Annotated in this window: 9 protein-coding genes; 6 read left to right on the top strand and 3 right to left on the bottom strand. The window is 57.0% G+C overall.

Annotation, left to right across the window (positions count from 1 at the left end):
• From VMJ32_06305 to VMJ32_06290, 4 genes are all read left to right on the top strand, one after another.
• Positions 1 to 1,231: tetratricopeptide repeat protein (locus VMJ32_06305; protein ID HTQ38618.1), on the top strand; the 1,231-nt coding region annotated here is incomplete at its 5' end.
• A 22-nt stretch (positions 1,232 to 1,253) separates the two neighbouring features.
• Entirely contained in the window at positions 1,254 to 2,870 is a 1,617-nt protein-coding gene (gene cimA, locus VMJ32_06300; protein HTQ38617.1) for a citramalate synthase, read from the top strand.
• A gap of 125 nt (positions 2,871 to 2,995) precedes the next feature.
• The gene (locus VMJ32_06295) at positions 2,996 to 6,646 is read left to right on the top strand and encodes a valine--tRNA ligase (protein ID HTQ38616.1); all 3,651 of its coding nucleotides are present in this window, start codon (positions 2,996 to 2,998) and stop codon (positions 6,644 to 6,646) included.
• A gap of 120 nt (positions 6,647 to 6,766) precedes the next feature.
• Positions 6,767 to 7,171 (top strand): bifunctional nuclease family protein, encoded by a 405-nt coding sequence (locus VMJ32_06290; protein ID HTQ38615.1) that lies wholly within the window; start codon positions 6,767 to 6,769, stop codon positions 7,169 to 7,171.
• A gap of 93 nt (positions 7,172 to 7,264) precedes the next feature.
• On the opposite strand, the gene VMJ32_06285 is transcribed toward VMJ32_06290, so the two are convergent.
• The 3 genes from VMJ32_06285 to VMJ32_06275 all read right to left on the bottom strand — a co-directional run bounded on the left by VMJ32_06285 (position 7,265) and on the right by VMJ32_06275 (position 11,872).
• Positions 7,265 to 9,031 carry an aspartate kinase gene (locus VMJ32_06285; protein HTQ38614.1) on the bottom strand — a complete coding sequence of 589 codons (1,767 nt, stop codon included), beginning with the start codon at positions 9,029 to 9,031 and terminating at the stop codon, positions 7,265 to 7,267.
• Between the two features lie 41 nt (positions 9,032 to 9,072).
• The gene (locus VMJ32_06280; protein ID HTQ38613.1) at positions 9,073 to 10,275 is read right to left on the bottom strand and encodes a cofactor-independent phosphoglycerate mutase; all 1,203 of its coding nucleotides are present in this window, start codon (positions 10,273 to 10,275) and stop codon (positions 9,073 to 9,075) included.
• 298 nt (positions 10,276 to 10,573) lie between these two features.
• Positions 10,574 to 11,872, bottom strand: a complete 1,299-nt coding sequence (locus VMJ32_06275) for a homoserine dehydrogenase (protein HTQ38612.1) — start codon at positions 11,870 to 11,872, stop codon at positions 10,574 to 10,576.
• 188 nt (positions 11,873 to 12,060) lie between these two features.
• Here VMJ32_06275 and VMJ32_06270 point away from each other — a divergent pair, with 188 nt between their 5' ends.
• Together VMJ32_06270 and VMJ32_06265 are read left to right on the top strand one after the other, a co-directional pair.
• On the top strand, positions 12,061 to 12,315 hold the full coding sequence (locus tag VMJ32_06270; protein HTQ38611.1) for a hypothetical protein: 255 nt from the start codon (positions 12,061 to 12,063) through the stop codon (positions 12,313 to 12,315).
• Between the two features lie 6 nt (positions 12,316 to 12,321).
• Positions 12,322 to 13,380: a M42 family metallopeptidase gene (locus VMJ32_06265; protein HTQ38610.1), complete on the top strand. Its 1,059-nt coding sequence runs from the start codon at positions 12,322 to 12,324 to the stop codon at positions 13,378 to 13,380.
• The last annotated feature ends 40 nt before the right edge of the window (positions 13,381 to 13,420 follow it).

Here is a 13,420-nt window from a genome sequence, read left to right as displayed (position 1 = left end):
CAAAGTGCTGTGGCTGTATTTGAAATTAGTTATCTGGCCATGGCCATTATCGATTCATTACGCGCTGCCATATTTGAACAAGCTCAGCGCCGCCTGGCCGTGGCTAATAGCTACGACATTGTTAGCAGTGGCAACAGGCATTCTATTATGGCGACGAAGCCCCGTGGGAATGATAGGTGCTTGGATCTTGTTGATTCTGTCGCCCACATCACTCGTGCCGGTCATCACGGAGGTGGCGGCCGAACGCCGAATGTATCTTCCGCTGGCAGCAATTATCACGCTGGCCGTTGTTGGCGGCTATGGGCTGATGCTACGAGCTAGCCCTGCAGTTACTACCGCCGTACTTAATACCCAATCAAGTGTAACGCGGCAGTCTACATCATTAGCGGTGATCGCCGGCCCTGCTATCCTGCTGGCATTGGTTTGCAGCATGATCGACGTTCACCGAGTATCCGCTTACCACAGTGCCATTGATCTCTGGCAAAACACAATTATTTCGCAACCAAATGATAGCGTGGCTTACTACAATTGCGGTGTAGAATTAGCTTCTGCAAACCGGCTTCAACAAGCCATCGAGTATTACCAACAGGCTTTGCAAATCAATCCCGATTATGCAGAAGCCCACAACAATCTTGGTGTGGCGTTTGTTCTTACAAACCAACTGTCGGAAGCCATCCAACAGTTTCAACAGGCTTTGCGCATCAAATCAGATGATGCGGAAGCTCACAACAATTTTGGCAATGCATTAGCTCAATTAGGCCAGATTCAGGAAGCGATCGAGCAATTTCGTCAAGCATTACAATACAATGCCTACTATGCCGATGCCCATAACAATTTGGGGTATGCATTAACAATGACAGGCCACTTACAGGAAGGGCTCGAACAATTCCAGCAAGCCGTGCAGTTGAAGCCCAAATTCCCCGAAGCCTACTACAATCTCGGTAACACGCTGGCCAGGTTAGGGGAAATGCAGCAAGCGATTGAGCAGTACCGGCAGGCCATACGTTTGAAGCCCGATTATCTGGAAGCCTACGCCAATCTCACTAATGCCAATGCCCAGCTGCATCGACCCACCCAGGCTATTGAAGCAGCACAAAAAGCTTTAGAGCTAGCGCGCAGCACAGGCCAAAGCGCTTTAGCCCGGAAAATGGAATCCTGGTTGACGAACTATCAGGCCACTCTGTCAAATCAAAATCAGGTGCCCAACCAGGTGAACCCGAACCACCAATAGCCTATTCTTATCTTAACAAGATATGCGACGCATCCAAATTTACGACACCACGCTCCGCGACGGCAGCCAGGGCGAAGGCGTTAACTTTTCGCTGCAAGATAAGCTGCTCATCACCCAGCGGCTGGACGAGCTGGGCTTCGATTTCGTCGAAGGGGGTTACCCGCTGTCGAACGAAAAAGATGCCCAATTTTTTCAGCGCGTGCAAGCGCTCAAGCTGCAGCACGCCCAGGTTTGCGCGTTCGGCATGACACGCCGCAAAGGCGTCAAGCCGGAGCAAGATCCCGGGATGAAGGCGCTGCTCGATTCGGGTGCCAAAACCGTCACCATTGTCGGCAAAACGTCGGCGTTTCACGTGACCGAGGTACTGCGCGTGTCGCTGGAGGAAAATTTGGCGATGATCCGCGAAACGGTCAAATACCTTCGCGATTGCGGGCGGCAAATCATTTATGACGCCGAGCATTTTTTCGACGGTTGGAAACTCGATCCCAATTACGCGGCCCAAACCGTCCGCGCCGCCGCCGAGGCCGGCGCCAAGCTCGTCGTGATGTGCGACACCAATGGCGGCAGCATGCCGGAAGAAATCGCCGAGTTGACGAAGGCCGCACAGGCGGCGCTCGACGTGCCGGTGGGCATCCACACCCATAACGATTGCGATTTAGCCGTCGCCAACTCACTGGCCGCCGTGGCCGCCGGAGCCGTGCAAGTGCAAGGTACTATCAACGGCGTCGGCGAGCGTTGCGGCAATGCCGATTTAATTTCCGTCTGCGCGAATTTGGCCGTCAAAAAATTGGGCTACGAGGTGTTATGCGCCGGTGGATCGAAACGCCTGACCGAGCTGTCGCGCTATGTGTACGATCTGGCGAACATGAATTACCGTACTAATCAGCCGTTTGTCGGCCAAAGCGCCTTCGCTCACAAAGGCGGCATGCACGTGCACGCCGTAGCCCGGGTGGCCAATAGTTACGAGCACATCTCGCCGCAAACGGTCGGCAACGAGCGCCGGATTTTAGTCAGCGAGCTGTCAGGCCGCTCCAACATCGTGGCTCTGACGACCAAATACAATTTGCAAGACAACCGCGAGCTGATGGACCAAATTCTGGCACAGGTGGTGTCGCTGGAAAACAAGGGTTATCAATTCGAAGCGGCCGAAGCGTCGTTCGATTTGCTCGTCCGCCGCGCCGCCGGCACATTTCAACCCCATTTCGAGACGCTCAAATACCACGTTTCCGTCGAATCTGATGATACATCCTCACTCACCTTTCACCCCTCACTCCTCACCCCTCACTCTTCCCCGCTCCACACCGAAGCTACAGTCAAGCTCCGCGTGGGCGAAAAACTCCGCCACGAAGTGGCCGAGGGAGACGGCCCGGTGAACGCCCTCGATGCCGCCCTACGTAAAGCCTTGAACGGCTCATTCCCGAACCTGCGCCAGATGAGCCTTGTCGATTACAAAGTCCGCGTGATTAACAGCGAGGCCGGCACCGCCGCCGGAGTGCGCGTGACCATCGAAAGCCGCGACCAGCGCGATGTCTGGGGCACCGTGGGCGTGAGCGAAAACATTATCGAAGCCAGTTGGAAAGCCTTGGTCGACGCCATCGAATACAAGCTGTGCAAAGATGAGCAAGCGACCATCGCTTAGCGCCGGCCGCTTTCGACCGCATGGCCAGTGACGATGTTTCAACCTCGGCTGGCCGATTTTGCTTGGGTCGGCCATAATGATCGGTTTTCACCGTTCGCCCTGTGCAAACCACGCCGAATTTTTGCATGACCACGCCCACTTCCGCCGCCGAAGAGCTTCCCAAGCAGTACGATCACGCCGCCGCGCAAGAGCGCTGGTACCAATTTTGGGAATCCCGCGGCTACTTCAACAGCGACCCGCCATCCGCCCACAAAGCCGGCGATGGTATCGCCGGTGCCGGCCGCCAACCCTTCACCATCGTCATTCCGCCCCCCAACGTCACCGGCGCGCTCCATCTGGGCCACGCGCTGAACAACACGCTGCAAGACATCATCATCCGCTTCAAGCGGATGCAGGGTTACAACACCCTGTGGATGCCCGGCACCGACCACGCCGGCATCGCCACGCAAGCGGTGGTGGAACGGCGGCTGTTTGAAGAGGAAAAGAAAACACGACATGACTTAGGCAGCACAGTCGATGAAGCGCGGAAAAATCTCTTGCAGCGCATTTGGGAGTGGAAGGAAAAATACGGTGCCCGCATTCTGGAGCAGTTCAAGCAGATGGGCTTCAGTTGCGATTGGCGGCGAACCCGGTTCACACTGGACGAAATGTGCGCCCGGGCGGTCCGCCACACGTTTTTCCAAATGTTCAAAGATGGGCTGATCTTCCGCGGCAAGCGGCTGGTGAATTGGGACACGCATTTGCAAACCGCCGTGGCCGACGACGAAGTGTATCACGAAACCGTGAAAGGCCACTTCTGGCACATCCGCTACCCGGTGATTCCGCTGGCGGGCAAAGCTGCGAGCGACGAACCACAGTTCGTGACCATCGCCACCACGCGCCCGGAAACCATGCTGGGCGACACCGCCGTGGCAGTCCATCCCGATCCGGCTGCGGCCTTGGATAAAGTAGAGCGCGAACTGCGAGAGAAACTCGCCGCCGCATCAGCGAAAGAAAAGACCGATATTCAAAAACAGCTTGACGATCTTGCCAATCGCCGCCAAACCGTACTGCCGACGCTGCTCAAACTGCGCGACATGGCTCTGGCCGGCCGCAAGCTGCGGCTGCCGCTGGCCGAGCGCGAAATTCCGCTGATTGCAGACATGTGGGCCAAGCCCGAACTCGGCTCCGGCTGCGTGAAAATTACGCCGGCCCACGACGAAAACGATTATCAAGTTTGGCAACGGCACAAAGAAATCGGTGCCATCAACATCATGAATCCCGATGGCTTGCTGAACGATGCCGTGCCGGAAAAATATCGCGGCCTGAAAATGCACACGAAAGCCCGCGAAGCCGTGGTGGCTGATTTGATTGAACAAAAATTGCACAATCCGGAAACCGATCGCGAAAACCGCGAGATAGATTTGGCCCATTCTGACCGCTCCAAAACGCCGATCGAGCCGTACTTGGCCGATCAATGGTTCGTCGCGATGGACAAAGATTTTACCGCAAAGGATGGGAGTAAAAAACGATTGGCACAATGGGTCATGGGTGTTGTGACCGACGGAAAAATTAAGATTACGCCACCTCGCTACGCCAAAAGCTATCTCGATTGGCTCGGCGAAAAGCGCGACTGGTGCATCAGTCGGAGTCTATGGTGGGGACATCGTGTGCCTGTGTGGACGAAAGAAGTTTATACAAAATCGCAGGAAACAAGCTACGTACATACGATCATCAACCATTCACTTTATAAGGCCGGCGAAATCGACTACTCGGTTGATCTACCAATCGGAGTAAAGGGAAGACGCTACGGTACACCTGTACTAGCAAGAATCTATGTGTGCCTCCGTGATGAAAATCCTGAGGTAATTCAGCGCCTTGAAGAGGCTGGTTACGAACCTTCTGATCGTCCACTATTCAACAAGCAACGAGATGATGCATCACTATATACTGAAATACAAGATGAATACACGACTCAATTTTACCGACAACTTCTAAAACAGGAATTTGCTGAGGACGAACTCGAAGTTAAAGTAGAGATTCATGAGAGGCTTACACCAACGGATCAAATTAACAAGCCGTATGCCACAATCTCGGTCCGGATATTGAGTAAAGATCAATCGGAAATAAAAAACAAACTTAAGACATTTGCGATAGATCAATACCAACCAAAGGAGATCGAACTCGAGCCCGAGGTTCTTGACACCTGGTTCTCCTCCGCACTCTGGCCCATGAGTACGCTGGGCTGGCCGGGGCCGGCGTTGGCGGATCAGCCGAAGGGGCCGGCTAACCCCGAGTGGAGCGAGCAGAAATACTACTATCCCACGAGTGTGCTGATCACCAGCCGTGAAATTATCACGCTGTGGGTCGCCCGCATGGTGTTGATGGGGCTGTACAACCTGGGCGAAATTCCGTTCCACGACGTGTACATTCATCCGAAAATTTTGGACGGGTACGGCGAAACCATGTCCAAGAGCAAGGGGAACGGCGTCGATCCGCTGGACATTATTTCCAAATTCGGCACCGATGCCCTGCGGTTCGGCCTGGCTTACATGGCCACCGAAACGCAAGATGTGCGGATGCCGGTTGAGTTCGAATGCCCGCACTGCAAAAAGCTGATCGAACAAACGCAAAAAAATCGAACGCAGCCGCGCGTTTCCTGCCCGCATTGCGGCCAGTCGTTCTCCACGCAATGGGCCGCGAAGCCAGAAGACACCGCCCTGCCCCGCGCCGCCGTGGTGAGCGAACGCTTCGAGCTGGCCCGGAATTTTTGCAACAAGCTGTGGAACGCCGCCCGGTTCGCGCTGTTGAATTTGGAGGGCTATAAAGCCGCGACCGGTGGTCGCGCCGGCAGCACACAAGAGACTGCTGCCACGAACGGCGACGAATCCCTTTCCGTCGAAGATCGCTGGATTCTGAGCCGCTTGAACACCGTGACCGCGCAGGTGACGGCGGCCCTCGATCAATACAAATTCGCCGATGCGGCTCGCCTGTTGTACGATTTCGCCTGGGACGAATTTTGCAGCTTTTATTTGGAAATGAGCAAGTCGCGGCTGCAGGACGAAAAAACTCGTCCCCTAGCCCAGCGGATTTTGGCCCACACGCTGGATGTCATCTTGCGATTGCTGCACCCGATGGCGCCGTTTATTACCGAGGATATTTGGCAGCGGTTGAATGCCGCGGCGCCGGAGCGGGGATTTTCAAATACCCCTCACCCCAACCCTCTCCCACAAGTGGCGAGGGAGAAGAGTACCGAGAGCGTGATGATTGCCCCTTGGCCGGGGGCCGATTTGTCGCTGGTCGATGAAGAAATCGAGGCCCGGTTCGCCCGGTTTCAAGAAGTGCTGGCCGGTTTGCGGGAAGTGCGGGCCAGGCATCCGAGCATCGGTCCGAAAACAACGATTCAATTTTCCGCCAGATGCGACGCCGCCACGGCCAAGTTGCTGGAGCCCATGCGAGCGTATTTCGAATCAATGGCCGGCGGCGTGCTCACGGCTATTGGCCCAGGCGTTGCCCAGCCACCGTTGTCTTCCAACTTCACCGCGAAAGGGGCCGAAGTTTATGTCGACATGGCCCAGCACATCGACGTGACGGCGGAAATCTCGCGCAATGAGAAAGAACTGGCCAAATTCTCGCAACTGATCGCCGCCAAGGAAAAACAGTTGGCCAACGAAGCGTTTGTCAGCCGCGCGCCCGCGGCGGTGATCGCCAAAGAACGGGCCGCACTGGAAGAACTGAAAGCCGCCAAAGCATCAATTGAAGCGACACTGGCCCTATTACAAGCGAAGAAAAAGTGACGGATTTCGCTGGCCACTAGATTGTGATCTGCAGGCCGTTTTATAATTGGAGGATGCGAGGCGGACTCATCGATTCATTCATTCGCCGCTTGGGCGTCATCATTCGTAAAGGATTGGGCTATGCCAGTGCAGATGGAGTTGTCGCGGATCATTATCAGCGAAATCAATGACCAGCAGGTCATTTATCTGAAAGAAGTCGATGGCGACCGGACGTTCCCGATCTTGATTGGCATATTCGAGGCCACGAGCATCGACCGCCGCGTCAAGCAATTCCATTCGCCCCGGCCGCTAACGCACGATTTGCTGGTGAACATTATCGATCAACTGGGGGGCGAGCTGCAGGACGTGGTGATTAGCGAACTGAAAGAACACACCTATTACGCTTTGCTGCGGGTGCGCAAGGAAGGGGAGCTGATTGAAATTGACGCCCGGCCTTCCGACGCGATTGCCGTGGCCGTGACTGCCGACCCGGCCCTGCCCATTTACGTGGCCGAAGAAGTGCTGAACGACGTGCTGGGGGAGTGATCTTCGTTCGGCCTCCCCATTTGGCGTGCTAAACCGCAAGCGGTTTGTATCGCGCTTGCGGCTTAGTGACGAATTCTCTATTTCGCAATTTCCCTACTTCGGGGCGAACCTCTTTTGCAGGCACGCCAAGGCCCGTTGCCCGACCGCGCCGTCGACCAGCACGTTCACGCGGACTTCGCTGGTGCTCATTAAATCGACGTTGATGCCGGCTTCGGAAAGCGCTTGGAACAGTCCCAGGGCCACGCCGGAATGGCTCCGCATGCCAATACCCTGGACGGAAATTTTGTCGATTTTGGTGGAACTGCTCACGCCGCCGCAGCCGAATTGTTTGGCCACTTTTTCAGCAATGGCGGCGCTGCGTTGCAAATCGGCTTCCGGCACGGTGAATGTCAGATTGGCTTTGCCGGCGCGGCTGTAGCTTTGCACAATCATGTCCACAAAAATTCCGGCGGCGGCAACTTCTTTGAACAGCGCGGCGGCCGTCCCGGGGCGGTCGGGAACGGCGTCGATCGACACGCGGGCCTGCTTTTCGTCCAGCGTAATTTCATCGATGGTCAAATTTTCCATTCCCTGTAGTTGGCGCACAACATCCAGGGCGGTGGAAACGGCGGGGTGCGCGCCGGAATCGCCGGGACTGCCGTTCGACGGCTCCTGGTTCAGGCTGAAGGCCGCATGCACGGCCCGTAATGCCGCCTGAGCCTGCTCGCGGGCCACGAGCACGCTGATTTTGATTTCGCTGGTGGTGATGGTTTCGATGTTGATGCCGGCTTCGCCCAGGGCGTTGAACATTTTTTGGGCCACGCCGGTTTGGCGGGCCATGCCCAGGCCGACGACGGAAAGCTTGGCGACGTCGTCATCGTGGCTGACGCCGGCCGCGCCCAACTCGGCGACGGCTTCTTTGGCGGCTTCCAGCGTTTGGGCCACATCGTCGCGGGGCACGGTGAAGGAAATATCGGCCTTGCCGCCGGCGCCGACGTTTTGCACGATCATGTCGACGGCGATGTGTCGCTTGGCTAGTCGCGAAAAAATGGCATGGCTGACGCCTGGGCGGTCGGGAACGCCTTCAATGGTGATGCGGGCTTCGTCCTTCACCAGGGCAGCGCCGCTGACCGGCTGCTTGGCCGATTCCGGCTCGGCCACGATCATGGTGCCGGGCACGTCACTAAAGCTGCTGCGCACGTGGATGGGCACGTTGAATTTTTTAGCGAATTCGATCGACCGGCTGTGCATGACCGCCGCGCCCAAGCTAGCCAGCTCCAGCATTTCGTCATAGCTGATGCGTTTGATGCGGCGGGCTTCGGGCAGTTGGCGGGGGTCGGTGGTGTAGACGCCATCGACATCAGTGTAGATTTCGCAGGAAGCGGCCCGGAGCACGGCGGCAAGTGCGACCGCAGTGGTGTCGCTGCCGCCGCGGCCCAGCGTGGTGATGTTGAAATTTTCGTCGATGCCTTGAAAGCCAGCGGCGATAACGATGTGACCTTCGTCCAGCAGTTGCCGCATGCGGTCGGTCGAAATGGAGTGAATGCGGGCCTTTGTGTGCGTGCTGTCGGTGCGAATGCCGATTTGAGCGCCGGTTAAACTGACGGCTTTGGAACCGAGCGATTGGATGGCCATCGCCATCAGCGCCACGCTGACTTGCTCGCCGGTTGAAAGGAGCATATCCATTTCGCGGGCGTTGGGCCGATCGGTAATTTGAGCAGCCAAATCGACCAAGTGGTCGGTCTGGTGACCCATAGCGCTGACGACCATGACCACCTGGTTGCCTTGCTGCTGGGTGCGGATGGCTTTGCGGGCGGCGGCCAGGATTTTTTGACTATCGGCTACGCTGGTGCCGCCGAATTTTTGAACGACGATGGGCATGAGTGATGTCTGGTGTCTAAGTGTCTGGTGCCTAGGTTGGCTTATTTGCCTAGGAAATGGCCCATCAGTCGCCAGCCTTCCGGGAAGGACAGTTTCGATTGACCGGCCGCTATTTCATCATAGGTTGTGGCGGCATCGGGCTGGATTCGGGTTCCGGCCATCGCAATGGGAACGAAACCATGGTTGTGGGTTTTCAAGCGGATCGGTGTGGGATGATCGGGGGAAATCAGAATGCGGTAATCGCCCTGCTGTTTCAAGGCCGCGTGCAGCGGGGCGACGATGTGCCGGTCGATTTGCTCCAGGGCTTTGATTTTTTCCGCCGTGTTGCCCATGTGCGAGGCTTCGTCGGTCGCCTCGACATGCACGCAGATGACGTCGGTGTTGGGTAGCGCCTCGATGGCGTAACGCCCTTTGGCGGCGTAATCGGTATCGATGTAACCGGTCGCGCCGGGCACTTCGATTCGCCGCCAACCGACGAGCGCGGCCAATCCGCGCAGCAAATCGACGGCGGTAATCATGGTTCCCTGAACGCCGTACACTTTTTCAAACGGCGACAGCCGCGGCGTGCGGCCCAATCCCCATAGCCAAATATTTGTGGCCGCCGAATGGTTTGCAGCGCGGCGGGCTTTGTTGACCGGATGATTGGCAAACAGATCGACGCTGTCAGCCATCAAATGGTTGAGCAAATCGCTGCCGGGGCCGCGAGGATAATCGTCGAGCACGGTTTTGTCGGTCAAATCGTGCGGCGGCGTGGCGCGGGTGTCGGGCGAAAACGGCGCGGGCTGTTTCGCTCCTCGATAAACTAATAAATTGCGATAACTGACGCCGGGATAAAATTGCAACTGCTCGCCGCCGAGTTTTTCCTGGGCCGTGGCGAGCAATTGCTTGGCCTCGTCGGTGGAAATATGCCCGGCGGTGAAATCGCGCATCGTTTGGTTTTCGACGGTCACCAAATTGCAGCGAATGGCCCAATCTTCCGGGCCGAGTTCGATTCCTTGCGCGGCGGCTTCCAGCGGCGCTCGGCCGGTGAAATGCTCCAGCGGGTTGTAGCCGAGCAAGCTGAGACAGGCCACGTCGGACCCGGCCGGCAGCGAGGGGGGCACATTGTTGGATTGCCCCACGACGCCGGCTTGCACGACGGCGTCCATGGCCGGAGTGTGAGCCGCCTGCAGCGGCGTTTTGCCACCGAGCGAAGCTTGGGGTTCGTCGGCAGCGCCGTCGGGAATGATGATGGCGTATTTCACAGGGCGAAAGGGTTAAGAGTCGAAAGGGTCCAAAAGTCGAAGTGTGGAAAACGGTGAAAACGGTCAAAAACGGCGAAAAACGGTAGCGAAAACGGTGGAAAACGGTGAAAAAACCGTGGGGGATGATTTTTTCGCTTGCGGCAACCCAGCAACCTCGGCAGCCCAGGAATACACGCAGTCGATTATTGTCTTAGACGGTGAGCCTGCATGCAAGGGAAGAATTGAGCCAGCGCGTTGCCGTGACGTGTCGGCGGCGCAAAGTCAAGCGTCCATCGACAACGGAAGTGGGCGGCCAACATCATTCCTGCACACGCATGCAGACACTGAAAGGCTTGGTCGTGCGGAGCTTGTCGATGGTTTCGATGGCGGCCAAAACGTCGCCTTCGGCGGCGGTGTGGGTCATGATGACCAGTGGCAGGAAGCCGTCGTCGGTGCGTTTGTCGTCGTGCTGGATGACCGAGGCGATTGAAATTTGGTGCTTGCCGAGCACGCCGGCAATTTCGGCCAGCACGCCGGGTTGATCGGCCGCCAGGAAGCGGAGATAAAATTTGCTGGTCGACTGGGCCGGATCGAGCGGCCGCGCGGCGGAGGCCTGATCGGTCCATAATTCCAAGTTGCGGAAAGTAATTTGGGCCCGGCCTACGACCATGTCGATCATGTCGGCCACGACGGCCGAAGCGGTCGGCATTTGGCCAGCGCCCTGGCCGTGAAACATCAGCGGACCCACCGCATCGCCAACCACGCTAATGGCGTTAAATGCGCCGCGAACTTCGGCCAGCGGCGAACCGATTTTGCAGAGCGTGGGCGAAACCTGCAAATTCACGCCGCCTGCCGCCAGTTGGGCCATGGCCACGAGCTTGATGCGATAGCCCAATTCTTTGGCGTAACGCAAATCGGCGGCGTCGAGGCCGTCGATGCCCCGGCGAGGAATGTCGCGCCAGTTCACTCGGGCGCCGAACGCCAAATGGGCGAGAATGGCCAGTTTTTGGGTGGCATCGGAGCCGTCGACATCGAGCGTGGGATCGGCCTCGGCGTAACCCAGCCGCTGGGCTTCTTTCACCGCCGTGTGATAATCGGCTCCCTGTTCTTCCATTTTCGTGAGAATGAAATTGCTGGTGCCGTTCAAAATGCCGCGGAGCGATTGAATTTGATTGGCCGACAAGCACTGGCTGATGTTGGCGATGATGGGAATGCCGCCGGCCACGGCCGCTTCGAACGCAATGCACATATCGAGCGCCCGGGCCCGGTCGAACAATTCCGGACCGTACTCGGCCAGCAGGGCTTTGTTGGCCGTGACCACGTCCTTGCCGTTTTCCAGCAGCTGGAGCATGATTTGCCGGGCCGGCTCCAATCCGCCCACCAAATGCGCGACGACTTTGATTTCCGGGTTGTGCGTAATCTTTCGTAAATCGGTCGACAGCACGCCGGCGGGCAAGTGCAAATCGCGAGGTTTTTCTTCATTTTGCACCACGACCGATTCCAGCACGAGCTGCCGGCCCGAATGCCGCGCCGCCCGTTCGCCATGCTCGACCAACAACCGAGCCACGCCGGTGCCGACGGTGCCCATGCCGACGATAGCGACTTTGATTGTTTCCATTTTCGCAAAAGCAATTAGCAACTAGCGATTAGCAATTAGCGGGGGCGGAGCAACTAGCGCAGTTCGCAAGGGTGACACGATTAGCGATGAGTAATTCTAGCATGTTGGCGAAAGCCGGATAGAAAGGATCGAACGTGCCATGCTAGAATGCGGGCTGTGATTTCGTCAAGCGACTTGGTGGGCAGTTTATGACGCCTGCAATTATCGCCTTGTTGATCGTAGCCGTCGCCTGTTGGATTGGTGGGATTGTTGTGTATTGGTATGAAATCAAACGTAACGGACAAGGCCACTCATTCGGAAAACTTTTCCAGCTGAACGACCGTCAGATTCCTTGGTCTCTGCCGGTATTCATTGGTTTGCCTTTATCAATGCTTCTTTCCACAATGCTCATTGTGATTCTGCTGCCTGTCATCATCATTGATCAATTACGAAAGCCTCATTAAACGTCTATGGACACCGCGGCGCTCGAGTTCTTCAAAAAAATTCTGGAAACGCCCAGCCCTTCGGGATATGAGCGGCCGGTGCAGGAGGTGGTTCGCCAGTATGTCGGCGATTTTGCCGACCGGGTGACGACCGACCTGCACGGCAACGTGATCGCCGTGAAAAATCCTGACGCCAAGTTGCGGGTGATGCTGGCCGGGCACTGCGATCAGATTGGCATGCTGGTGCAGCACATCGACGCGGAAGGGTTTTTGTACGCCAACACCATCGGCGGGTGGGATCCGCAGCAGTTGGTCGGCCAGCGGATGACCGTGTGGACGGCCGGAGGGCCCGTGCCGGGAGTGATTTCGCGGAAGGCGATTCACTTGCTGAATGAAGAAGAACGCAAGCAAGTGGTCAAGCTGAAAGACATGTGGCTGGACATTGGCGCGAAAGACAAGGCCGAGGCGGAGGGAATTGTTTCCGTCGGCGACCCGGTCACGCTGCAGTTGGGTTATCAAGCGATGAGGAACAATTTCGCCAATGCGCCGGCCATGGACGACAAAACCGGTCTGTGGGTGTGCATCGAAGCGCTGCGGCGGGCGAGCCAAAAGAAATTGAACGTGGCTTTGTATGCGGTTTCCACGGTGCAGGAAGAAATTGGTTTGCGCGGGGCGCAAACCAGCGCGTACGGCATTAATCCGCACGTGGGCATTGCCGTCGACGTGACCCACGCCACGGATTGCCCGACGGTCGATAAAAAACAGGAAGGAGACGTGGCGCTGGGCAAGGGGCCGGTCATTTATCGCGGGCCGAACATGAATCCGCGCGTGGTGGAACGCCTGGTCGAAGCGGCCAAAGCCAGCGAAATTCCCTATCAACTGGCAGCCAGCGGCCGGGCCACGGGAACCGACGCCAACACCATTCAAATTAGCCGGGCGGGCGTGGCGGCAGGCTTGGTGAGCATTCCCAACCGCTACATGCACAGCGCGGTGGAAATGATTTCGCTCGACGACATTGACCGCGCGGCCGATTTATTGGCGAATTTTGCCGCGGGGCTGAGCGAGAGCGATGATTTTACGCCGTGAACAGCAGCAACTAGCAACTAGCAATTAGCAATTAGCGATT

It is taken from the genome of Pirellulales bacterium, from assembly GCA_035499655.1.
Taxonomy (GTDB): Bacteria; Planctomycetota; Planctomycetia; order Pirellulales; family JADZDJ01; genus DATJYL01.
The sequence above is the reverse complement of the archived record's forward strand: the minus strand, read 5'-3'. Positions and strand labels throughout refer to the sequence as shown.